The organism is Gandjariella thermophila, from assembly GCF_005405885.1.
Classification (GTDB): domain Bacteria; phylum Actinomycetota; class Actinomycetes; order Mycobacteriales; family Pseudonocardiaceae; genus Gandjariella; species Gandjariella thermophila.
This window is the reverse complement of record NZ_BJFL01000006.1, coordinates 180741-202175: the sequence shown is the minus strand read 5'-3', so window position 1 is coordinate 202175 and position 21435 is coordinate 180741. Positions and strand designations below refer to the sequence as shown.

The window sequence follows — 21435 nt, the reverse complement described above, 5'->3', positions numbered from 1 at the left end:
GCCGGAGGTCATTCATGGAGACCGTCGCACTGCACACCCGGCTGCGGCCGGGCAAGGAGGCCGAGTACGACCGGGTGCACGCGAGGATCCCGGACGAACTGGACGCGGCGCTGCGCGCGGCCGGGGTGCGCTCGTGGCGGATCTGGCGCAGTGGCCGGGACCTGTTCCACCTGGTCGAATGCGAGGACTACGCGGCCATGCGGGCGCACCTGCGGGACCATCCGGCCAACGTGCCGTGGCAGGCGAGGATGGCCGAGCTGCTGGAGGTCGAGGACGACTACTCGGGCGCCGCGCCCGGCGTGAAACTGGTCTGGGAGCTACCGCAGGCGCTGGCGAAGGGAGTGCCGTGAGGACCCGCCGGCTCGGACGGTCCACTGTGGAGGTCACCGAACTGGGCTTCGGCGCGGCGCCGGTCGGCAACCTGTACCGCGAGGTGTCCGAGGCCGAGGCGCGCGGCGCGGTGGACGCGGCCTGGGACTGCGGGGTGCGCTACTTCGACACCGCCCCGCACTACGGCCTCGGGCTGTCCGAGCGGCGGCTCGGCGCGGCGCTGGCCGGCCGGCCGCGCGCCGAGTACGTGCTGTCCACCAAGGTCGGGCGGCTGCTGGAGCCGTGGCCGGGCGGCGGGATGGATCCGGCCGGCTTCGCGGTGCCGGCCAGCCACCGGCGGGTGTGGGACTTCAGCGTCGACGGCGTGCGCCGGTCGCTGGCGTCCTCATTGGACCGTCTCGGCCTGGACCGGGTGGACGTGGTGCTGCTGCACGACCCGGACGGCCACTGGGAGCAGGCGGTGTCCGAGGCCTACCCGGCGCTCGCCCGGCTGCGCGGCGAGGGCGTGGTCGGCGCCATCGGCGTGGGCATGAACCAGTGCGAGATGCCGGCCCGGTTCGTCCGGCACACCGACATCGACGTGGTCATGCTGGCCGGCCGGTACACGTTGCTGGAGCAGCCGGCCGCCGACGACCTGTTGCCGCTGTGCGCGGAGCGCGGCGTGTCCGTGCTCGCCGCCGGGGTGTTCAACTCCGGCCTGCTGGCCCGGCCCGACGTGCCGGAGCACGCCACCTACGACTACGCGCCCGCGCCGCCCGCGCTGCTGGAGCGGGCCCGGCGGATCGCCGCGGTGTGCCGCCGGCACGGGGTGACCCTGCCGCGAGCGGCCGCCTGGTTCCCGCTCGGCCACCCGGCGGTCGCGTCCGTCGTGCTCGGCACCCACAACGCCGCCCAGGTCACCGAGAACGCCGGCCTGCTCGCCGAGCCGGTGCCCGCCGAGCTGTGGGACGAGTTGCGCGCCGAGGGCCTGCTGCGCGGCGACGTCCCGGTGCCAACGGGGGTGAGCTCGTGATCCGGGTGGACGCGCACCACCACGTCTGGGACCTCGGCGCCCGGGACCAGCCGTGGATCACCGGCGCGGCGATGTCGCCGATCCGCAGGGACTTCGGCCTGGCCGACCTGTCCCCGCACGTGGCGGCGGCCGGCATCACCACCACCGTGCTGGTGCAGACCGTCACCGTGCCGGAGGAGACACCGGAACTGCTCGCCCTGGCCGAGTCCTCGCCGCTGGTCGGCGCCGTCGTCGGGTGGACCGACCTGACCGCCGAGGCGGTGGCCGACGACCTCGCCGTGCTCCGCGAGGCACCCGGCGGGCCGTGGCTGCGCGGCATCCGGCACCAGGTGCAGGGCGAGCCGGACCCGGAGTGGCTGGCCCGCGAGGACGTGCGCCGCGGGCTGGCCGCGGTCGGCGAGGCCGGGCTGGTCTACGAGCTGCTGACGCTGCCGCACCAGCTTCCGGCGGCGGTGCGCACCGTCGCGGCGCTACCCGACGTGCCGTTCGTGCTGGACCACTGCTCGAAGCCGCCGATCGCCGGCGGCGAGGTGCGGCCGTGGGCGGATCTCATCCGCGAACTCGCCGCGCACGGCAACGTCACCTGCAAGCTGTCCGGGCTGGTCACCGAGGCGGACTGGGCGTCGTGGACGGTGGCGGACCTGCGCCCGTACGTCGAGGTGGTGCTGGACGCGTTCGGCGCCGACCGGCTGATGTTCGGCTCCGACTGGCCGGTCTGCCTGCTCGCCGCGGACTACGCCGAGGTGGTGGCCACCGCCGAGCGGCTGACCGCGGCGCTGAGCACGGCCGAGCGGGCCGCCATCTTCGGCGGCACCGCCCAGCGGGTGTACCGGCTCGCCGGCTAGGTCAGATCCTTCAGCCACTGCTCCACGCCGGCCACGTGCACGGTGGACCAGGCGCGGGCCAGCTCCGGTTCGTGCGCGGCCAGGGCGTTGACGATGGCCCGGTGCTCGGCGACCGTCCGGTCCACCGCGCCGCTCTGCGTGATGCCCCGCCAGATGCGCACCCGCACGGTCGGCCCGGCCAGCGTGTCGAGCAGTTGAGCCAGGTACGAGTTGCCGGACGCCTCCGCGATCCGCCGGTGGAACCGCAGGTCGTGCTCGACCAGTTCCGCCACCGACTCGGCCGATTCGGCGGCGTCGCACAACTCGCGCAGCTCGGCGATCTCCTGCTCCGCGATGCGCTGCGCGGCCATCGCGGCGGCCGCCGGCTCCAGCAGCCGGCGCACCTGCAGCACCTCCAGCACGGACTCCTCGCCGCGGTGCAGTTCCAGCACGAAGGACAGCGCGCCGAGCAGGTCGTCGGCGCGGAGGCTGGACACGTAGGTTCCGTCGCCCTGCCGCACGTCCAACACCCGCACCAGAGACAACGCCCGCACCGCCTCGCGCAGCGAGTTGCGGGACAGGCCCAGGCGCTCGGCGAGGTCGGCCTCCCTGGGCAGGCGGTCGCCCGGCTTGAGTTCGCCGGAGACGATCATCTCCTTGACGCGCAGGATCGCGTCATCCGTGACGGCCACGGCACCCTCGAATCCTTGATAAACCTCCGATGTCTGTTTCCAGAATAACGTGCTCTGACCGCCGTTTGCGCGCTGCTCCGTTCGGCGTAGTGTGGGACTTGCCCGCTCCACCCCGCCCCCTCGGTGGAGCGGGTTCTTGTGTTCCCGGCGGTCGGTCGCCGCGCTGCTACCGGGTGCGGGTGACCTTACGCAGGCCGCGCGGGTGGTCCGGGTCGCCGCCCCGGGCCAGGGCGAGGCCGAGGGCGAGCCGCTGTGCCGGCAGCACCTCCAGGATTGGCGCGACCTCCTCGGCCGTCTCCGGCACCGGGATGCGCAGCGCGGCGGGCACGGTGTCCGCCGCCGAGCCGAGCGCGAGCACGTCCGCGCCCCGCTGCCGCACCACATCCAGCACCTCGCGCATGGCCGCGCCGCCGTGGCCGGCGCTGGTCACCGCGAGCACCGCGGTCTCCTCGTCCACCGCGGCCACCGGCCCGTGCAGCAGGTCGGCCCCGCTGTACGCGCGGGCGGCCAGGTAGCTGGTCTCCGCCAGCTTCAGCGCCGCCTCGGCCGCGGTCGCCGCCGAGTAGCCCCGGCCGGTGGTGATCACCCGCTCGACGAACCGGTACCGGCGCACCGCCTCGGCCACCGCCGCCGCGGAGCCGTCCAACGTCTGCGCGGCCAGCTCTGCCAGGCCGGCGGCGTGCTCGCCGCGCCCGCCGCGCACGGCGTCCACGAGCAGGTACAGCGCGAGCAGCGTCGCCGAGTAGGTCTTGGTGGCCGCGACGGCGAGTTCGGTACCGGCGCCGATGTCCACGGCCAGCTCGGCGGCCTGCTCCAGCGGGGAGCCGGGGGTGTTGGTCACCGCGATGGTCAGCGCTCCCCGCCGCCGGGCCGACTCGGTGACCTCCAGCAGGTCCGGCGAGCCGCCGCTCTGGCTGACCGAGACCAGCAGCACGCCGGCCAGGTCGGGCTGGGCCCCGTACAGCGTGGTGGTGGACGGGGACACCAGGCCGGCTGGCAGTTGCAGCAGCACCTCGATCAGATACTTGGCGTACAGCGCCGCGTGGTCGCTGGAGCCGCGCGCGGCGAGCAGCGCGAACCGCGGCCGCCGATCCCGGACCCGCTCCGCCACCGAGGTGATCTCCGCGCGCCGCGCCAGCAGACCGCCCAGCACGGCCGGCTGCTCCGCGATCTCCGCGGCCATGTGCTTGCCGCCGTCCGAGCTGGTCATCACGTTCCCTCGCTGATCGGTTGCTCGCTGCGCACCGCCGCGGCGACGCGCTCGGCGGCGGCCCGCAGGCAGACCCGCGCGCCGCCGTGCGTGTCGATCCGGGCGGTGGCGCCCAGGTCGGGGCCGGGGACTCCGGTCTCCAGGTGGACAAGGTTTAGACCAATGCTAGCGAGCGACTCCACCAGGTCACGCGCGGCGGGGTGCCGGTGCGCGTCCCTGGTCACCACGATCACCGGTCGGCCGGCGGCGGCCGAGGCGACCTGCTCGGCGCTGGCCCGCTCGGTGCGCAGCACCTCGACGTCCGGGATCAGCTCGGCCAGGTGCGCGCCCAGGCCCCACGGTACGTCGCCCACCGCGATCGTCGGCGGCACCACCAGGTCGACCACCAGCGGCGGCCGGGGCAGGTCGAGCCGGCCGCGCACGCGCAGCGCCCGCTCGGCGGCCAGCCGGCCCAGTTCGGGGTCGTGGCCGGACACGGCGGCCGGCGCGGCGCCCAGGTCGGCCACCCGCTTCGCCGCCTCGGCGAGCCGGTCCTCCGGCAGTTGCCCGGCCACCACGGCGGCCACCAGCGCGTCCGCCAGCCAGGTCACCGTGGCCTCCTCGGTGAACTCGCCGCCCACGCACAGCCCGTCCACCCCGGCCACCAGCGCGCGCACCGCGCCGTCGGCCATCCCGGCGGAGCCGGACACCGCCTTCATGTCCAGCGCGTCCGTGATCACCGTGCCGGTGAAGCCGATCTCGTCGCGCAGCACGCCGATCGCGCACGGGTTGAGCGTGGCCGGTTCGGGGCCCCACTCCGGGACGACCAGGTGCCCGGTCATCACCGCGCGCACCCCGGCGCGCACCGCGGCCCGGAACGGCACCAGTTCGGTGTCCCGGAGCTGGGCCGGGGTCCTGGGCAGCTCCGGCAGTTCGGTGTGCGAGTCCGCGGTGGCCGCGCCGTGCCCGGGGAAGTGCTTGGCGCACGAGGCCACCCCGGTGGACTGCACGCCCGCCACGAACGCGGCCACGTGCCGGGCGGCCAGCGCCGGGTCCGCGCCGAACGACCGCACCCCGATGATCGGGTCGTCCAGGGTGAGCGACAGGTCCGCGCACGGCGCCAGGTTGACGGTGATGCCGCAGCCGGCCAGCCGCGCGCCGATCCCGGCGGCCACCGCCCTGGTCAGGTCGGCGTCGTCGACCGCGCCGAGCGCGTAGCTGCCGGGCACCGCGGAGCCGCGCCGCGCGTCCAGCCGGGTGACGTCGCCGCCCTCCTCATCGATGGCGACGAGCACGCCGTCCCGGGCCGCGCGCAGTTCCGCGGTGAGCGCCGCCACCTGGGCGTCGTCCACCACGTTGCGACCGAACAGCACGACGCCGCCGAGGCCGGCCTCGATCCGGCGGGCCAGCCACGCCGGTGCGCGGGTGCCGGCGAATCCGGGCAGCAGCACGCCGGACGCCAGCCGGTGCAGTCGTTGGTTCATCTGCTACCCCTTCACGGCGCCGGCGGTCATCCCGGACACCAGGTTGCGCTGCACGACCAGGAAGAAGATCAGGACGGGCACGGTGAACAGGGTGGACGCCGCCATGGTGCCGCCCCAGTCGGTGCCGAACACGCTCTGGAACGACGACAGCCACACCGGCAGCGTGAACCGGTTCTCGTCCTGCATGAACACCAGCGCGTACAGGAACTCGTTCCACGCGGTGATGAAGCCGAACACCGAGGTGGCCACCAGGCCGGGGCCGAGCAGCGGCAGGGTGACCCGGCGGAACGCCCCCCACCGCCCGCAGCCGTCCACCATCGCCGCCTCCTCCAGGTCCGCCGGCAGGCCCAGGATGAAGCCCCGGAGTGTCCACGCGGTGAACGGCAGGGTGGTGGCGAAGTAGACCAGCACCAGGGAGGGCAGCCGGTTGAGCAGGTCGAGGTCCCGCATCATCAGGTACATCGGGATCAGCAGCGCCTCGAACGGCGCCATCTGCGCGACCAGCAGGAGCAGCAGGAAGCCGCGCCGGCCCCGGAACCGTAGCCTGGCCAGCGGGACCGCGGCGAGCAGCCCGGCGACCAGCGCGCACAGCACCGCGCCGAGCGTGACGACCAGGCTGTTGCGCACGTAGGTGAGGAAGTTCGGCTTGGCCACCGCGTCGGCGAAGTGCCGGCCGGTGACCGCGGTGGGCACCAGGTCGTAGCCGGAGGACAGCAGGAGCTGCGACGGCTTGAGGGCGGTGGCCACCATCCAGTACGTCGGGAACGCGAACACCACCGCGACCAGCAGGGCCACCACCGAGATGGTGATCTTCTTGCTCATCGGTACTCCTGCGCCCGCAGCATCAGCCGGAGGTTCTGCGCGGTCAGCCCGACCAGCACCAGGATCATCAGCACGGCCACCGCGGCGGCCACTCCGAAGTGGCTACCCGCGATGCCCTTGACGTACTGCAGCACCGCGAGGGTGGTGCTGCCGCCGTCCGGTCCGCCCTCCCGCATCGCCCACACCTGCGGGAACACCTTGAAGTCCCACAGCAGGGACAGGAACGTGACCAGGGTGACCAGGGGCCGCACCGCGGGCCAGGTCACCGCGCGGAAGGTCTGCCAGCCGCTCGCCCCGTCGATGGCGGCCGCCTCGTACTGCTCGGCCGGCACCCCGAGCATCCCGGCGAACAGGGTGAACGCCACGAACGGGATGCCCTGCCAGGTGATCAGCGTGACGATCACGGCCAGGGTGGAGAATCCGGTGGTGAACCAGGAGTGCCCGGCGAACGACGTGAGGCCCAGCCGGACCAGCGTCTTGTCGAGGATGCCGTAATTCTGGTCGAACATCCACTGGAACACCGTGGTCGCGGCGAGGAACGGCATCGCCCACGCCAGCACCAGGCTGACCTGCAGGACGGTCCGCACCGCCCGGCCGACGTGCCGCATCAGCACCGCCACGGCCAGCCCGCCGACCACGGTGGCGATCACGCATGCGGCGGTGAACGCCAGCGTGCGCAGGGTGACCGTCCAGAACGTCGGGTCGCCGAGCACCGCGCGGTAGTTGTCCAGCCCGACCCAGACCACCTTGCCCTGCACCAGCTCCCGCAGGTCCAGCCGGCGGAAGCTGGTGAGCAGCACGGACAGCACCGGCCAGCCGAGCAGCACGAGCAGGGTGAGCGTGGCCGGGGCGAGCAGCAGGTAGGGCAGGGCCGCCACGCCCGGCCGCCGGTGCCGGCGGGCCACGGCGGGCCGCGCCGGCACCGGCGTCACGATCGGCGGGTTCTCCGTCGCCGTCATCGCGACTCAGCCGGACAGCGCCTGGCCGATCGCCCGGTTGGCGTCGGCGGTGGCGGCGTCGATGCTCTTCTGGCCGGTGAGCACCGCGGTGAGCATGCTCTTCAGCGGGTTCTCCCCGGACTCGATCGGGCCCCACTTCGGGGTGATCGGGGTGACCTTGCCGTGCCGCGCGGCCCTGGCCATGGCGGCGCCCACCTCGGTGGCGTCCAGCCCGCTGGTGTCCGTGGAGGTGCCGGGCACGGAACCGGCCCTGGCCAGCTGGGACTGGTACTTCGCGCCGCTGAGCAGCTTGAGGTACTGCTTGGCCAGGTCGGCGTTCTTGCTGCCGGCCGGGATGGCCACGTTGGACCCGCCGAGGAACACCGGGGCGGCCTGCCCGGCGGTGCGGGACGGGATGGGGAACGCCCCGGTCTGCGACGAGAGCTGCGGGTTCGCCTTGACCGCGCCGGCCAGCTCCCACGGCAGCCCGATCATCATGGCCACGTGGCCCTGGGCGAACACGTCCGACTGCTGCGGCTTGGCCTCGTCGGTGTCCTTCGGCGCCCTGGTGCCCGAGGCGTTGACGAGCTGCTGGTAGAACGCCACGCCCGCCTTGGCCTCCGGCGCTTCCAGGGTGGCCTGCCAGCTCTTGCCCGATTGCTTGGCCACGTCACCGCCGGCGTCCCAGATGAACGACAGCAGCGTGTACCACTCCTGGCCGGGCAGGTAGAGGGCCTGGAAGTCGGGGTCGGTGGCGTTCGCCGCCTTCAGCTTGTCGATGTCCGCCAGCCATTCCGCGTTGGACGCCGGCGGCGCCGTGATACCGGCCTTGGCGAAGAGGTCCTTGCGGTAGATCACCGTCCGGTTGGCGGCGTAGAACGGCATGGCGTACTGCTTGCCGTCCCAGGTGCCGGACTCCTTCAGCGCCGGCAGCCACTGGCCGCCGTTCAGGTCGTTCACCGAGTCGGACAGGTCGAGCAGCGTGCCCTGCTCGGCGAACTGCGCGGTCTGGGTGTTGCCCAGCTCGATCACGTCCGGAGGATTGTTGCTGGTTAACGCCGTGGTCAGCTTCTGCTGGATGCCGTCCCACTGCTGCACCCGGTAGTCCACCTTCACCCCCGGGTGGGCGTCGGAGAACTCCTTGTTGAGCGCGTCGGTCAGCGAGGTGGGCGCCGAGCCCGACATCAGCCACACGGTGAGGGTCTTGCCGCCGGCGTCGCTCGAGCCTCCGCCCGAGCCGCAGCCCGCGGTGGCCAGCGCCACCGCCGCGGCGCCGACGACCAGCTTTGTCCAGCGCTTCACGTCTCCCGCCCTTCCCCTTCCACCCGGCCCGACCGGGCGACCAATGGTGTAGACCAATGTGGAAGGAGAGCGTGGTCCGTACCACACTCGCTGTCAAGGCAGTTGCCAAGACGTTGTGAAGTCATCCGATGACCGTGACGACACGCCTGGGTTGGTGGGTTCGGCGCCCGTGCCCGGGGTCGACAAGGCATCCTGGTCAGGGGCGCTGGGAAGAGCCGGAGGAGCGTGCATGATCGTGTCAGGCCGCGGCACCCGCAGCGACCCGGAGGAGGTTGCCATGCTCGACACGACGTCGTCCGGCACCGTGGACGGTGGCCGGAGCCGGGTGCAGCGCGAGCCGAAGTACTGGGGGCTGAAGCGGCACCTGCTGGACATGCTGCGCTCCATGCCCGCCGGCTCCCCGATCCCCACCGAGCGCTCGCTCGCCGCCGAGTTCGACGTCTCGCGGACCACCGTCCGCCAGGCACTGGCCGAACTGACCGTGGAGGGCCGGCTGCTGCGGGTGCAGGGCAAGGGCACCTTCGCCGCCGAACCGAAGGTCGCCCAGCGGCTGCAACTGTCCTCCTACACCGAGGACATGCGGGCCCAGGGCCGGCAGCCCTCGTCCCGGCTGCTGGAGGCGGCCGAGGAGCCGGCCGACGCCGACCTGGCCCGGCTGCTCGGCGTGCGCACCGGTGCGAAGGTGCTGCGGCTGCGCCGGCTGCGGCTGGCCGACGACGAGCCGATGGCGATCGAGACCACCCATCTCGCGCTGGGCCGGTTCCGCGGGCTGCGCCGCTACCTGGCCGAGACCGGGTCGCTGTACCAGGTGCTGCGGGAGAAGTTCGGGGTGGAGATGGGCCACGCCGAGGAAACCATCGAAACCGCGCTGGCCAGCCCGGAGGAGGCCGAACTGCTCGGCGCGGACGTGGGCATGCCGATGCTGCTGCTGTCCCGGCACTCCTTCGACACGGACGGCAAGCCGGTGGAGTGGGTGCGCTCCGTCTACCGCGGTGACCGCTACAAGTTTGTCGCCACGCTGAACCGCCCGGGCAGCTAGATGGCGGTCGCCTGGGGGAGCAGCCAGGGGCGCGGGGTGCTGGCCGCCACCGTGGTCGGCTCCGGCATGGCCTTCCTCGACGGCACCGTGGTCAACGTCGCGCTGCCCCGCATCGGCCACGAACTGGGCGCGTCCGTGGCCGGGCTGCAGTGGATCCTGGACGGCTACCTGCTCTCCCTCGCCTCGCTGATCCTCATCGCCGGCTCGCTGGGCGACCGGTACGGCCGGCGCCGGGTGTTCGTCATCGGGGTCATCTGGTTCGGCGCCGCCTCGCTGCTGTGCGGGCTCGCGCCGGACACCGAGGCGCTGGTCGCGGTGCGGGTGCTGCAGGGCGTCGGTGCCGCGCTGCTCACTCCCGGGTCGCTGGCCATCCTGCAGTCCGCGTTCGACCGCAACGACCGCGCCAGGGCGATCGGCGCCTGGTCCGGGCTGGCGGGCGTGGCCACCGCGGTCGGCCCGCTGGTCGGCGGGCTGCTGGTGCAGGTGTGGTCGTGGCGGCTGGCGTTCCTGATCAACCCGCCGCTGGCGGTGCTGTGCGTGTGGCTGGCCGGCCGGTACGTGCCGGAGTCCTGTGACGAGCGGCTCGGCGGCCACCCGGATGTGGCGGGCGCGGTGCTCGGCGCGGCCGGCCTGGCCGGCGTCACCGCCGCGCTGGTCGAGGCGCCCGCCCGGGGCGTGACCGACCCGCTGGTGGTGGTCGCGGCGGCGGTTGGGGTGGCGGCGCTCGCCGCGTTCGGTGTGCGGCAGGCCAGGGGCGCCGACCCGATCGTGCCGCCCGTGCTGTTCACCAGCATCACGTTCACCCTGGCCAACGCGCTCACCCTGCTGATGTACGCGGCGCTGGGCGGGGTGACCACGCTGCTCGTGCTGCAACTGCAGGTCTCCCTGGGCTACCCGCCGGCCGCGGCCGGGCTGGCCGGGCTGCCGATCACGGTGATCATGCTGCTGCTGTCCGCCCGCTCCGGCCGGCTGGCCCAGCGGATCGGGCCACGCTCGCAACTCGTCGGCGGGCCGCTGCTGGTCGCCGCCGGGATGCTGCTGCTCCGCCGCGCCGTGCCGGGCACCGGCTACCTGGACGCGGTGCTGCCCGGGGTGCTCGTGTTCGGCCTGGGCCTGGCCGCCGTGGTCGCCCCGGTCACCGCCACCGTGCTGGCCGCGGCGCCGGACCGGTACGTCGGCGTGGCCTCCGGGGTGAACAACGCGGTGGCCCGCACCGGCACGCTGCTGGCCATCGCCGCGCTGCCGGCCGCGGTCGGACTCAGCGGCAGCCGGTACGCCCAGCCGGCCGCGCTGACCGCCGGCTGGCAGGCCGCGCTGGCGATCTGCGCCGGTGCCGCCGCGGTCGGCGGGCTGCTCGCCATCGGCGTGGACAACCGGGTGCTGCGCGCCGCGCCCGCCGCGAAGCGCCCGGCGGAGTCGCCGTCGCCGGGGGAGTGCCTGCACTGCGGGGTGGAGGGGCCGCCGACCCACCTCCGGCCGGCCGGAACCCGCTAGGGATTCGTGCGCCGAACGCCATTCCGTTGACCGATTCGTCGTGCGCGACGAATTCGGCACGTGAATCCATCCTGCGGAAACGTTCCGTACCGTTACCGTGTTAAATGTCAATTAGCGCACGGCGCGTCCAATTTGCCGTCTTCGGTGCCACACTCTGAATCCCCGCGTTGGGGAGTGGGGCGGCCCCTGCTGCCGCCCCACCGCCCGTCCCCCTGCGGTTCCCGGGGTGCCCACCCCTGCATGCGGGCCCTCCCGGGATTCCCTGCACCCGAAGATGAGGGAGACGACAGATGAACCGCACGAGTGCGGTCCGACTGGCCGGCGCCGCATTACTCGCCGCTGGTGTCGTTGCCGCTGCCAGCCTACCTGCCATGGCCGGAACCTCGCCGGCAATGTCGGTGACCTCGGCGGAGGACCCGCAGGTCTCGCCGGAAATCCTCGCCGCCATGCAGCGCGACCTCGGGTTGACCCCGCGGCAGGCCACGGCACGGCTGCTGGCCGAAGCGCATGCCGGCACGGTGGAGCGGCAGCTACAGGCGAGCCTCGGCGAGGCCTTCGGCGGCGCCTGGTTCGACGCCGCGGCGAACCGGCTGGTCGTCGGCGTCACCGACGCCGGAAGGGCAGAGGCGGTCCGCGCCGCGGGCGCCGACGCCAGGGTCGTGACATTCACGGAACGGCAGCTCGACGCGGCCAAGGCCGCGCTGGACGCGATGCCCGCGCCGCGCACGGTCAACGGCTGGTACGTCGACCCGCAGAGCAACTCGGTGGTCGTCGAGGTCAACGGCGACGGCGCCGACCCGGCCACCCGGGCGTTCCTGTCCGGCGCCCGCGCGCAGGGCGGCATGGTGCGGGTGGTGACCGAGTCGGCGGCGCCGCGGCTGCTGTACAACGTGCGCGGCGGTGACGCCTGGTACGGCTCGAACTTCCGCTGCTCCGTCGGGTTCAACGCGGTGGACTCGGGCGGCGGTAAGCACTTTGTCACCGCCGGCCACTGCACCGCCAGCGGCGGCTCCGCCTACGGGTACAACCAGGTGTACCTGGGCCGGATCAACGGCAGCCACTTCGGCAGCGGCGGCGACTACGGCAAGGTCGACGTGACCAGCTCGTCGTGGTCCCTGGTCGGCACGGTGAACCGCTACGACGGCACCAGCGTCGCGGTGCGGGGCTCCACCGCGGCGGCGGTCGGTTCCTCAGTCTGCCGCTCCGGGTCCACCACCGGCTGGCACTGCGGCACGATCCAGGCCAAGAACCAGACGGTGAACTACGCCGAGGGCACGGTCACCGGCCTGACCCGTACCAACGTCTGCGCCGAACCGGGTGACTCCGGCGGATCATGGATCAGCGGCAACCAGGCCCAGGGCGTGACCTCCGGTGGCTCCGGCGACTGCACCTGGGGCGGCACCACCTACTTCTCCCCGGTCAACCCGGCGCTGTCCGCGTACGGGCTGCGGCTGGTCACCGGCTGAGAAGTTACCCGCTGGCTGCCCCGGTTTCCCGCCGCCACGGGAGCCGGGGCACCCGCCGGTCAGCCGCGCAGCCGGGCGGCCAGCCGGTGGGCGGCGTCCCGGGGATCGTCCGCCCCGGTGATCGCCCGCACCACCACGACCCGGCTGGCGCCGGCGGCCAGCACCTCGTCGATCCGCTCGTGGTCGATCCCGCCGATGGCGAACCACGGCCGCTCGGTGCCCAGCGACGCGGTGTGCCGTACCAGATCCAGGCCGGGAGCGGTACGGCCGGGCTTGGTCGGCGTCGGCCAGCACGGCCCGGTGCAGAAGTAGTCCACCCCCGGTTCCGCCGCGCCCGCCTCGGCCTGCGCCGCGTCGTGCGTGGACCGGCCGACCGCGATCTCGTCGCCGAGGATCCGTCGCGCCCAGCTCACCGGCAGGTCGTCCTGGCCGAGGTGCAACACGTCGGCGCCGGCGGCCAGCGCCACGTCGGCGCGGTCGTTCACCGCGAGCAGCGCGCCGTGCCGGGCGCACGCCTCGCCGATCACCTCCAGCGCGGCCAACTCCTGCCTGGCCTCCAGCGGCTCACCGCCCTTGTCGCGGAGCTGCACGATGTCCACCCCGCCGGCCAGCGCCGCGTCGACGAACTCGGCGAGGTCGCCCCGGTCGCGGCGGGCGTCGGTGCACAGGTACAGCCGCGCGTCCGCAAGCCGCGTCCTGATCTGTTCTCCGTCGAGTCCCGGCACGTCGTGACGGTAACCCAGGGGACAGGTTCGCGGTGCTACCGTGGGGGCTGGTCCGCACGGGAGCCCGGAGGACCGGGCTGAGAGGGGGCTTGCCGCCCCGACCGTCGAACCTGATCCGGGTCATGCCGGCGCAGGGAGCGTGAGTGCCTTGTCCATGAGGGTTGCCGTCGTTGGCGGCGGGGTCATCGGTTCGTCCATCGCCTGGCTTGCCGCCGCGGCGGGCCTGGACGTGCGGCTGATCGATCCGCGGCCGGGCTCCGGGGCGTCCTGGGTGGCCGGCGGGATGCTCGCCCCGATCACCGAGGCATGGCCCGGCGAGGAAGCCCTGCTGGAACTGGGTTCCGCGTCGCTGGCCCGGTGGCCGGCGTTCGCCGAGCGGTTGCGCGCCGCGGCCGGCCGGGACCCCGGCCTGCGCACCGGGGGCACCGTGGTCGCCGCGGTGGACGCCGCCGACCGCGACGAGCTGGACCGGCTGGCCGGCTACCTGGGCCGGCTCGGTCGTGAGGTGCGCCGGCTCGGCCCTCGGGAACTGCGGGAGCTGGAGCCGGCGCTCAGCCCATCCCTCCGAAGTGGACTGTCTGTGCCCGGCGACCTGGCGGTGGACAACCGGATGCTGCTGGCCGCGCTGCGCGCCGCCAGCGAGGCGGCGGGTGTGGTTCCGGTCGCCGCCGAGGCGCGGTCGGTGCGTTCCGGGGCGGTGGAGTTGGCCGACGGATCGGCGGTGGCGTGCGACGTCGCGGTGATCGCCGCCGGGGCGTGGAGCGCCGGGCTGCATCCGGTGCTGGCGCACCAGGTCCGGCCGGTGAAGGGGGAGGTGCTGCGGCTACGCGCCCGGCCGTCCGCGCTGCCGCCGCCCAGCCGCACCGTACGCGGCCTGGTCGAGGGGCGGCCGGTGTACCTGGTGCCCCGGGACGGCGGCGGCCTGGTGCTCGGCGCCACCCAGTACGAGGCCGGCTTCGACGCGGACGTCACCGTCGGCGGGGTGCGCGACCTGCTGCACGACGCCGAGCGCCTGCTGCCGGGGGTGGCCGAGTACGCGCTGGTCGAGTGCACCGCCGGGTTCCGGCCGGGGAGCATGGACAACCTGCCGCTGGTGGGCTGGCTGGAGCCCGGAGTGCTGGTGGCCACCGGGCACCACCGCAACGGCATGCTGCTCGCCCCGGTCACCGCCGAGTCGGTGCTCGCCCTGCTGCGCGGCGAGCCTGCCCCCGCCGAGGTCTCGGTGGCCAAGCCCGACCGTCTGGTCTCCGGTGCGCGTTGTCCAGCGCCGGACCGGCGACCACGGGCCGCCAGGCCCGTGTGAGCCACCGGTGTGGCGACGTACCTGGCCGGACGCACGGTGCCGCCGGAGGGCGCGGACTTCCTGACAGGGAACAGTGGAGGGAAAGCATGATCGTCCGGGTGAACGGCGAGGCGCAGGAATGGGCCGAGGGGACCACCGTCGACGAGATCGTGCGGCGGCTCGGTGCTCCGCCGTCCGGGGTGGCCGTGGCGATGGATGGGGAGGTCGTGCCCAGGGCGACGTGGGAGGCGACGGCCGTGCGCGACGGCGCCGTCGTCGAGGTACTCACCGCGGTTCAGGGAGGTTAGACGTGGACGACCCGTTGACCATCGCCGGCAGGGAGTTCGGCTCCCGGTTGATCATGGGCACCGGCGGGGCGAGCAACCTCGCCGTCCTGGAACGCGCGCTGATCGCCTCCGGGACGGAGCTGACCACGGTGGCCATCCGCCGGGTCGACGCCTCGGGCGGCGGCGGGGTGCTGGACCTGCTGCGGCGCCTGGGCATCGAGCCGCTGCCGAACACCGCGGGCTGCCGCACCGCGGCCGAGGCCGTGCTCACCGCGCGGCTGGCCAGGGAGGCACTCGGCACCAACTGGATCAAGCTGGAGGTCGTCGCCGACGAGCGCACCCTGCTGCCCGACCCGGTGGAACTGCTGGACGCGGCACGGCAGTTGGTGGACGACGGGTTCGTCGTGTTGCCGTACACCAACGACGATCCGGTGCTGGCCCTGCGTTTGGAGGAGGCCGGCTGCGCGGCGGTGATGCCGCTCGGCTCGCCGATCGGCACCGGGTTGGGGATTCGTAACCCGCACAACATCGAGTTGATCGTGGCCCGCTCGTCCGTTCCGGTGGTGCTCGACGCCGGGGTGGGGACCGCGTCGGACGCCGCGCTGGCGATGGAACTGGGCTGTTCCGCCGTGCTGCTGGCAACCGCCGTGACCAGGGCAGAAGATCCCGAGCGGATGGCCGCGGCGATGCGCGCGGCGGTGGACGCCGGGCGCCTGGCGCGTACCGCGGGACGCATCCCGAAGCGGTTCTGGGCGCAGGCGTCCAGTCCGGGGATCTGAGCCCCGCCACATCCACCGACCCGCTGCCCACCGCACGGACGCGCCATCATGGAAGGAGCACGCCCGCGGCGCGGGCCGGGTGCAGTGGGAGGCGAGGGCAAGGTGTCAGCTCCGACGACGGAAGCCCAGGTGCAGGAGGCCGCTGGCCGGGTCTACCTGGCGGTTGGGCGGTTGTTCCGGTCCCTGCGCAGGGCCGGCGCGCCCGGCATGGGCCACGGAATGCTGTCCGCGCTGGCCACACTGGTCGCGTGCGGTCCGATGCGGCTCGGTGACCTCGCCAGCAAGGAGAGCGTCGCGCCGCCCACCCTGTCCCGGATCGTGGCCGGGCTGGTGGAGGCGGGATATGCCCGGCGGGAGCCGGACCCGGTGGACGGCCGCGCGTGGCTGGCCTCGGCAACCCCGGACGGCGAACGCATGATCTCGGGTGTGCGCTCCAGCCGGATCCAGGAGCTTCAACGACGAATGGAGCGGCTCAGCGACGAGGAACGCCTCGCACTGATCGCGGCGCTTCCCGCGCTCGAGAGACTGATCGGCGAGGAAGGGTCGAGTTCCTGAGCGGCGCTGGCGGGGTTTGTCCGCGTGTTGGGGTGGCACAACGCCGCTCCAACCCCGGCCAGCGTCAAACGCGCTCCGGCGAGATGCGCCACAGCGGCGACACCGGGCCGACACCGGCGCCGAGCGGGTAGGACTCGCGCACCGCCCGCAGCACGAACCGCTTGCCGAACCGCACCGCGTCGACCAGGTCCATGCCATGGGCCAGCGCCGAGGTGATCGCCGAGGCGAGCGTGTCCCCACCGCCGTGCGTGTGCGCCGTGTCCACCCGAGGCCCGGGTAGCTCGACGAACTCCGAGCCGTCGTAGAGCACGTCCACGCAGTCGGGCGCACCGGCCAGATGACCGGCCTTGATGAGCACCCAGCGGGGACCCAGCTCGTGCACGGCCCTGGCCGCCTTACGCAGCCCCGACGGCTCGGTGACGTCGACGCCGACCAGCAGCCGCACCTCGTCCAGGTTCGGGGTGACCAACGTGGCCCGCGGGAACAGCAACCCGCGCAGCGCGTCCAGGGCGTCGGAGTGCAGCAACGGGTCGCCGTGCATGGACGCCGCGACCGGATCCACCACGAACGGCGTCGCATCCGAGCCGCCGATGCCCACGGCGTCGCAGGCGTCCGCCACCGCGGAGATGATCTCCGTCGACGCGAGCATGCCGGTCTTCGCCGCGTCCACGCCGATGTCGGTGGCCACCGCCCGGATCTGGGCGGCGACCACGTCGGCCGGCATCTCGGTGAAACCGCTCACCCCCACGGAGTTCTGCACGGTCACCGCGGTGACCGCGGTCATCCCGTGCACCCCGCAGCAGGCAAAGGTGCGCAGGTCGGCCTGCAACCCGGCGCCGCCACCGGAGTCGGAGCCGGCGATGGTGAGCGCCCGGGGCGGGGTCACCCCGGGCGCCGGAACCAGCGAAGCCATCGTCTACTCCGCCATCGGCAGGTAGATCTGCTCGCCGTGCTCGCGGAACTCCTGCGACTTCTCCCGCATCCCGGTCTCGATGGCCTCCACCGTGGACAGGCCGCGCTCCTCGGCGTACCGCCGCACGTCCTGAGTGATCTTCATGGAGCAGAACTTCGGCCCGCACATGGAGCAGAAGTGCGCGGTCTTGGCGGGCTCGGCGGGCAGCGTCTCGTCGTGGTACGCCCGCGCGGTGTCCGGGTCCAGCGACAGGTTGAACTGGTCCACCCAGCGGAACTCGAACCGCGCCTTGGACAGCGCGTCGTCCCACTCGTGCGCCCGCGGGTGCCCCTTGGCCAGGTCGGCGGCGTGCGCGGCGATCTTGTAAGTGATCACGCCGGTCTTCACGTCGTCCCGGTTGGGCAGGCCCAGGTGCTCCTTGGGCGTGACATAGCACAGCATCGCCGTGCCGTTCCAGGCGATCTGCGCGGCGCCGATCGCCGAGGTGATGTGGTCGTATGCCGGCGCGATGTCGGTGGCCAGCGGCCCGAGGGTGTAGAACGGCGCCTCGTCGCACCATTCCTCCTCCAGCCGCATGTTCTCCGCGATCTTGTGCATTGGCACGTGGCCGGGGCCCTCGATCATCACCTGCACGTCGTGCTCGCGGGCGATCCTGGTCAGCTCGCCGAGCGTGCGCAGCTCGGCCAGCTGGGCCTCGTCGTTGGCGTCCGCCGTCGACCCCGGCCGCAGGCCGTCACCCAGCGAGAAGGTCACGTCATACGTCCGCAGGATCTCGCAGAGTTCCTCGAAGTGGGTGTAGAGGAAGCTCTCCTGGTGGTGCGCCAGGCACCAGGCCGCCATGATGGACCCGCCGCGGGAGACGATCCCGGTGACCCGGTTGGTGGTCAGCGGCACGTACCGGAGCAGCACGCCGGCGTGCACGGTCATGTAGTCCACGCCCTGCTCGCACTGCTCGATCACGGTGTCCCGGTAGACCTCCCAGGACAGCTTGGCCGGGTCGTCGCCGACCTTTTCCAGCGCCTGGTAGATCGGCACCGTGCCGATCGGCACCGGCGAGTTGCGCAGGATCCACTCCCGCGTCTCGTGGATCCGCTTGCCGGTGGAGAGATCCATCACGGTGTCCGCGCCCCACCGGGTCGCCCACACCATCTTCTCCACCTCGTCCTCGATGGAGGACTTGATCGCGGAGTTGCCGATGTTGGCGTTGATCTTCACGAGGAAGTTCTTGCCGATGATCATCGGCTCGGTTTCCGGATGCAGCCGGTTCGCCGGGATCACCGCCCGGCCCCTGGCCACCTCGGAGCGGACGAACTCCGGGTCGACGCCCTCGCGGGCGGCGATGAACCGCATCTCCGGGGTGATCGTGCCCGCCTTGGCGTAGGCCAGTTGGGTCACCGCGCCGTTCACCGGCTCCCGCGCGGCGATCCACTCCGCACGCAGCTTCGGCAGTCCACTGTGGATGTCGATGGTGGCGTCCGCGTCGGTGTACGGCCCGGAGGTGTCGTAGATGTCGAAGTGCTCGCCGTTGGTGAGGTCGACCCTGCGGAACGGAACCCGCAGCCCGTCGCCGACGTCCTGGTACACCTTGCGCGATCCGGTGATCGGCCCGGTGGTCACGGTGGGACGGACGGAGCGGTCGTCAAGAGCCGTCACGGCGCATTCCTCCCTACGCCGGCATTACCCGGTCAGGTTCAGGCGGTCGGCGGCACCGGGTCGGTGATGACCGACACCAGCCGCCCTCTCAGCCCGCTCTGGTGCGAGCTCCCGCGGGGTGTGTAGTTGTCCCCGCGACCATAACCACGTTCGGCTGAGGGTGCCAACGCCGATCACTCGCACGTCGGCGTCCACCTACCACGGGTGCTCGCGGCACGTTCGGTGGACGTGGCACGCCACCGATCCGGGCGCGGGTTCGCGTACCGTGCTCGCGTGGCAGCGGTCCAGGCGTTCCCACCAGGTGCTCGTCGGGTGCCCCGACCGGCCGAGGTCCGGTCGTGCCCGTCCTGCGCCGTGCTGGCCGGCCGAAGTTACCCGTCCTGCGTGGTGTGCACCGAGCTGGTCGACCAGTTCTGGCTGGTCGACTGGCAGGCGTTGCTGGCCGGGGAGGGGGTCGTGCCCGGAGGGGGCGACGAGCGCGAACTGGCCGAGGCGGTGCTCGCCGACGAGGTCGGCCGCCACCCGTGGACGTGCACGGACTGGGCGATGAGCCTGCTGGAGTGCGCGGCCTGCGGCGCGGAACTGGGCACCGGCCACCGGGACTGCGTGCCGTGCACCATGGCGGACGAGCGCCGCTGGGAGTGGGATCACCAGGGCTACCCGGGCGCCATGACCGGCAACGAGCACGAGCTGCGGGTGAGCCGTGCGGTGCTGCGCGCGGAGGCCCGGCACCGGCCGACCACCGTGCAGACCTACCGGCTGCTGCTGCCGTTCCTGCTGGTGGGCGAGTCCACCGAGGCCGGAGAGGCGCGGCGGATCAAGGCGCACCTGCTCGCCGGCGGCTACGACGCGCTGGCGGAGTGCCGCAGCTACCCGGAACTGGCCGCGCTGCCGTTCCTGCCCTGGCGCCGCTCCTCCTGACGTTCCGGCCGGACCGGCGTTTCTGTCGGAGGCGCGATCTACGGTGGGCGAATGACGGAGTCAGCGCGGCGAAGATCACCGGGGGGCCGGGCCGGCGGATCAGTCCTCCGCGAACGGATCCCTGGCGGTGGCCGGGTCCCAGGACAGGCCGGGCACGCCCCAGCCGTTGCGCTTGACCATCCGCTTCGCCTCGCGGGCGTTCCGGCCGATCAACCGGCTCAGGTAGAGGTACCCGTCCAGATGGTCGGTCTCGTGCTGCAGGCAGCGGGCCAGGAAACCGGTGCCCTCCACGGTGACCGGCTGGCCGTCCGCGTCGGTCCCGGTCACCCTGGCCCAGTCCGCGCGGCCGGTGGGGAACACCTCGCCCGGCACGGACAGGCAACCCTCGAGGTCGTCGTCGGGGTGCGGCATGGTCTCCGGGATCTCCGAGGTCTCCAGCACCGGGTTGACCACCACGCCGCGCTGCCGCACGCCCTGGGAGTCCGGGCAGTCGTAGACGAACAGCCGGAGGTCGACGCCGATCTGGTTGGCCGCCAGCCCGACGCCGTTGGCGGCGGCCAGGGTGTCGAACATGTCCGCCACCAGGGTGCGCAGGTCGTCGTCGAACCGCTCGACTTTGCGGGTCGGGGTGGCGAGCACCGGGTCACCCACGATCCGGATCGGATGGACTGCCATGCCTCGAGACCCTAGCCCGGACGCGCCGCCCGATCGCCGTCGCGGGCGCACCGGCGCGTGATGTAATGATCCCCGGGAATCACACGGATGTGGTTGCTGCGTGCCGCAGGGAACCGGACCGTGAGGCTAGGAGCCAGATGGACGCCGCAGAGGCCCTGGAACCGGCGGAACCGCCGGCGGTTGGTCTGACCAGTCGCGAGCTGGAAGTGCTTGCCTTCGAGCGCAAGTGGTGGAAGTACCAGGGAGCCAAGGAGCAGGCCATCCGCGAGTCGTTCGCCATGTCGCCGACGCGCTACTACCAGGTGCTGAACGCGTTGCTGGAGAAGCCGGCCGCGCTGCAGTCCGACCCGATGCTCGTCAAGCGGCTGCGGCGGCTGCGAACGGGTAGGCAGAAGGCCAGGGCGGCACGCCGGCTGGGCATCGAGCCGAAGTGAGTCCCGTGGACCCGTCCAGCCCCTACCGCCCCGCCCGCGTCGCCGGGCTGACCCTGCTCGGTGTCGCCGGCGCCGCCTTCGTGCTCGGCCTGGTCAGCCTCTTCGCCCCCGGCGGCGGCAACCCGCAGGCCGGCGGCCCGGCGAGCGGCAGTGCGACCGCGAGCCCCACCGGCGGTGCGCCGGCCAGCAGCGGGCCGCCCGCGACCATCACCGCCCCGCCGCCGACGGGCACCAGCTCCGCGCCGAACCAGCCGCCGCCCGCCCCGGGCGCGAGCGGCGCCCCGTCCGCCCCGCCGGCCGGCCAGGGCATCACCGGCACCCCGGTGCGGGTGCTGAACAACAGCACCATCAAGGGCCTGGCCAACCGAGCCGCCGACGATCTTCGGGCGGACGGCTGGAACGTGGTCGAGGTGGGCAACTACGGCGCCCAGAACGTGCCCACCACCACGGTGTACTTCCGGCCGGGCACGCCGGAGGTGGAAGCGGCCAAGCAGCTCGCCGAGCGCTTCCAGGCCCGCTACGAGCCCCGGTTCGAGGGCATCCGCAACCTGCCCGACGGGATCATCATGATCGTCACCAACGACTACAAGGGCGTCGCCGCCGACAAATAGCGGCGGCC

General features: G+C 73.1%; 23 protein-coding genes and 2 riboswitches. Of the genes, 13 read left to right on the top strand and 10 right to left on the bottom strand.

Annotated features, from left to right (window positions below; genetic code table 11):
- The first annotated feature begins 14 nt into the window (after positions 1-14).
- From FFT21_RS09320 to FFT21_RS09310, 3 genes are read left to right on the top strand one after another with little or no spacing between them, the layout of a single operon-like run.
- On the top strand, positions 15-350 hold the full coding sequence (locus FFT21_RS09320; RefSeq protein WP_137813375.1) for an L-rhamnose mutarotase: 336 nt from the start codon (positions 15-17) through the stop codon (positions 348-350).
- Positions 347-1342 (top strand): aldo/keto reductase, encoded by a 996-nt coding sequence (locus tag FFT21_RS09315; RefSeq protein WP_137813374.1) that lies wholly within the window; start codon positions 347-349, stop codon positions 1340-1342. Before FFT21_RS09320 ends, FFT21_RS09315 begins: the two co-directional genes overlap by 4 nt.
- Positions 1342-2187, top strand: a complete 846-nt coding sequence (locus FFT21_RS09310) for an amidohydrolase family protein (protein WP_137813416.1) — start codon at positions 1342-1344, stop codon at positions 2185-2187. Before FFT21_RS09315 ends, FFT21_RS09310 begins: the two co-directional genes overlap by 1 nt.
- Here the strand turns inward: FFT21_RS09310 and FFT21_RS09305 are convergent.
- From FFT21_RS09305 to FFT21_RS09280, 6 genes are all read right to left on the bottom strand, one after another.
- Positions 2184-2858, bottom strand: a complete 675-nt coding sequence (locus FFT21_RS09305; RefSeq protein ID WP_137813373.1) for a FadR/GntR family transcriptional regulator — start codon at positions 2856-2858, stop codon at positions 2184-2186. The genes FFT21_RS09310 and FFT21_RS09305 overlap by 4 nt on opposite strands.
- Before the next feature lie 166 nt (positions 2859-3024).
- Entirely contained in the window at positions 3025-4068 is a 1044-nt protein-coding gene (locus tag FFT21_RS09300) for an SIS domain-containing protein (protein WP_137813372.1), read from the bottom strand.
- On the bottom strand, positions 4068-5531 hold the full coding sequence (locus tag FFT21_RS09295) for a glycoside hydrolase family 3 protein (protein WP_137813371.1): 1464 nt from the start codon (positions 5529-5531) through the stop codon (positions 4068-4070). The genes FFT21_RS09300 and FFT21_RS09295 overlap by 1 nt, the downstream gene beginning before the upstream one ends.
- 3 nt (positions 5532-5534) lie before the next feature.
- Positions 5535-6353, bottom strand: coding sequence for a carbohydrate ABC transporter permease (locus FFT21_RS09290; protein WP_137813370.1), 819 nt, complete (start codon positions 6351-6353; stop codon positions 5535-5537).
- Positions 6350-7312 (bottom strand): carbohydrate ABC transporter permease, encoded by a 963-nt coding sequence (locus tag FFT21_RS09285; protein WP_137813369.1) that lies wholly within the window; start codon positions 7310-7312, stop codon positions 6350-6352. The genes FFT21_RS09290 and FFT21_RS09285 overlap by 4 nt, the downstream gene beginning before the upstream one ends.
- A 6-nt stretch (positions 7313-7318) precedes the next feature.
- The gene (locus FFT21_RS09280; protein WP_137813368.1) at positions 7319-8593 is read right to left on the bottom strand and encodes a sugar ABC transporter substrate-binding protein; all 1275 of its coding nucleotides are present in this window, start codon (positions 8591-8593) and stop codon (positions 7319-7321) included.
- Positions 8594-8870: 277 nt separating this feature from the next.
- Between FFT21_RS09280 and FFT21_RS09275 the strand changes: the two genes are divergently transcribed.
- The 3 genes from FFT21_RS09275 to FFT21_RS09265 all read left to right on the top strand — a co-directional run bounded on the left by FFT21_RS09275 (position 8871) and on the right by FFT21_RS09265 (position 12592).
- Positions 8871-9632, top strand: a complete 762-nt coding sequence (locus tag FFT21_RS09275; protein WP_137813415.1) for a GntR family transcriptional regulator — start codon at positions 8871-8873, stop codon at positions 9630-9632.
- A complete protein-coding gene (locus FFT21_RS09270) occupies positions 9633-11126 on the top strand; it encodes an MFS transporter (RefSeq protein WP_137813367.1) in 1494 nt (497 codons plus the stop codon). It begins immediately after the preceding gene.
- 371 nt (positions 11127-11497) lie between these two features.
- Positions 11498-12592, top strand: a complete 1095-nt coding sequence (locus FFT21_RS09265; protein WP_307722910.1) for a S1 family peptidase — start codon at positions 11498-11500, stop codon at positions 12590-12592.
- A gap of 59 nt (positions 12593-12651) precedes the next feature.
- Here FFT21_RS09265 and thiE read toward each other — a convergent pair whose 3' ends face one another.
- On the bottom strand, positions 12652-13317 hold the full coding sequence (gene thiE / locus FFT21_RS09260) for a thiamine phosphate synthase (RefSeq protein WP_137813365.1): 666 nt from the start codon (positions 13315-13317) through the stop codon (positions 12652-12654).
- A 46-nt stretch (positions 13318-13363) separates the two neighbouring features.
- Positions 13364-13471, top strand: a riboswitch (TPP riboswitch).
- Here thiE and thiO point away from each other — a divergent pair.
- The 4 genes from thiO (at position 13472) to FFT21_RS09240 (ending at position 16220) form a co-directional block, all read left to right on the top strand.
- Positions 13472-14620, top strand: coding sequence for a glycine oxidase ThiO (gene thiO, locus FFT21_RS09255; protein WP_137813414.1), 1149 nt, complete (start codon positions 13472-13474; stop codon positions 14618-14620). It begins immediately after the preceding riboswitch.
- An 86-nt stretch (positions 14621-14706) separates the two neighbouring features.
- Positions 14707-14907, top strand: a complete 201-nt coding sequence (gene thiS, locus FFT21_RS09250) for a sulfur carrier protein ThiS (RefSeq protein ID WP_137813364.1) — start codon at positions 14707-14709, stop codon at positions 14905-14907.
- Positions 14908-14909: 2 nt separating this feature from the next.
- Positions 14910-15665, top strand: a complete 756-nt coding sequence (locus FFT21_RS09245; protein WP_137813363.1) for a thiazole synthase — start codon at positions 14910-14912, stop codon at positions 15663-15665.
- A 102-nt stretch (positions 15666-15767) separates the two neighbouring features.
- Complete coding sequence (locus FFT21_RS09240; RefSeq protein WP_225978243.1) at positions 15768-16220, top strand: MarR family winged helix-turn-helix transcriptional regulator; 453 nt, start codon at positions 15768-15770, stop codon at positions 16218-16220.
- Between the two features lie 64 nt (positions 16221-16284).
- Here FFT21_RS09240 and thiD read toward each other — a convergent pair whose 3' ends face one another.
- Positions 16285-17133: a bifunctional hydroxymethylpyrimidine kinase/phosphomethylpyrimidine kinase gene (gene thiD / locus FFT21_RS09235; RefSeq protein WP_137813361.1), complete on the bottom strand. Its 849-nt coding sequence runs from the start codon at positions 17131-17133 to the stop codon at positions 16285-16287.
- A gap of 3 nt (positions 17134-17136) precedes the next feature.
- Positions 17137-18786 carry a phosphomethylpyrimidine synthase ThiC gene (thiC, locus tag FFT21_RS09230; RefSeq protein ID WP_137813360.1) on the bottom strand — a complete coding sequence of 550 codons (1650 nt, stop codon included), beginning with the start codon at positions 18784-18786 and terminating at the stop codon, positions 17137-17139.
- Positions 18780-18911: riboswitch (TPP riboswitch) on the bottom strand. Its footprint overlaps the gene before it by 7 nt.
- A 148-nt stretch (positions 18912-19059) precedes the next feature.
- Here thiC and FFT21_RS09225 point away from each other — a divergent pair.
- Entirely contained in the window at positions 19060-19707 is a 648-nt protein-coding gene (locus FFT21_RS09225; RefSeq protein WP_137813359.1) for a hypothetical protein, read from the top strand.
- A 99-nt stretch (positions 19708-19806) separates the two neighbouring features.
- Here the strand turns inward: FFT21_RS09225 and FFT21_RS09220 are convergent, their stop codons facing one another.
- Positions 19807-20382 (bottom strand): peptide deformylase, encoded by a 576-nt coding sequence (locus FFT21_RS09220; protein WP_137813358.1) that lies wholly within the window; start codon positions 20380-20382, stop codon positions 19807-19809.
- 137 nt (positions 20383-20519) lie between these two features.
- Here FFT21_RS09220 and FFT21_RS09215 point away from each other — a divergent pair, with 137 nt between their 5' ends.
- Both FFT21_RS09215 and FFT21_RS09210 read left to right on the top strand, forming a co-directional pair.
- Positions 20520-20816: a DUF3263 domain-containing protein gene (locus FFT21_RS09215; RefSeq protein WP_137813357.1), complete on the top strand. Its 297-nt coding sequence runs from the start codon at positions 20520-20522 to the stop codon at positions 20814-20816.
- Positions 20813-21427: a LytR C-terminal domain-containing protein gene (locus FFT21_RS09210; protein WP_137813356.1), complete on the top strand. Its 615-nt coding sequence runs from the start codon at positions 20813-20815 to the stop codon at positions 21425-21427. Before FFT21_RS09215 ends, FFT21_RS09210 begins: the two co-directional genes overlap by 4 nt.
- Positions 21428-21435: the final 8 nt, after the last annotated feature.

Bases quoted from the DNA above. Each gene is read 5' to 3' on its own strand.
- FFT21_RS09290 (WP_137813370.1), bottom strand. From the start codon at position 6,353: ATGAGCAAGAAGATCACCATCTCGGTGGTGGCCCTGCTGGTCGCGGTG.
- FFT21_RS09295 (WP_137813371.1), bottom strand. From the start codon at position 5,531: ATGAACCAACGACTGCACCGGCTGGCGTCCGGCGTGCTGCTGCCCGGA.
- FFT21_RS09285 (WP_137813369.1), bottom strand. From the start codon at position 7,312: ATGACGGCGACGGAGAACCCGCCGATCGTGACGCCGGTGCCGGCGCGG.
- FFT21_RS09265 (WP_307722910.1), top strand. From the start codon at position 11,498: ATGGCCGGAACCTCGCCGGCAATGTCGGTGACCTCGGCGGAGGACCCG.
- FFT21_RS09300 (WP_137813372.1), bottom strand. From the start codon at position 4,068: ATGACCAGCTCGGACGGCGGCAAGCACATGGCCGCGGAGATCGCGGAG.
- FFT21_RS09270 (WP_137813367.1), top strand. From the start codon at position 9,633: ATGGCGGTCGCCTGGGGGAGCAGCCAGGGGCGCGGGGTGCTGGCCGCC.
- FFT21_RS09215 (WP_137813357.1), top strand. From the start codon at position 20,520: ATGGACGCCGCAGAGGCCCTGGAACCGGCGGAACCGCCGGCGGTTGGT.
- FFT21_RS09320 (WP_137813375.1), top strand. From the start codon at position 15: ATGGAGACCGTCGCACTGCACACCCGGCTGCGGCCGGGCAAGGAGGCC.
- thiO (WP_137813414.1), top strand. From the start codon at position 13,472: ATGAGGGTTGCCGTCGTTGGCGGCGGGGTCATCGGTTCGTCCATCGCC.
- FFT21_RS09275 (WP_137813415.1), top strand. From the start codon at position 8,871: ATGCTCGACACGACGTCGTCCGGCACCGTGGACGGTGGCCGGAGCCGG.
- FFT21_RS09220 (WP_137813358.1), bottom strand. From the start codon at position 20,382: ATGGCAGTCCATCCGATCCGGATCGTGGGTGACCCGGTGCTCGCCACC.
- thiS (WP_137813364.1), top strand. From the start codon at position 14,707: ATGATCGTCCGGGTGAACGGCGAGGCGCAGGAATGGGCCGAGGGGACC.
- thiD (WP_137813361.1), bottom strand. From the start codon at position 17,133: ATGGCTTCGCTGGTTCCGGCGCCCGGGGTGACCCCGCCCCGGGCGCTC.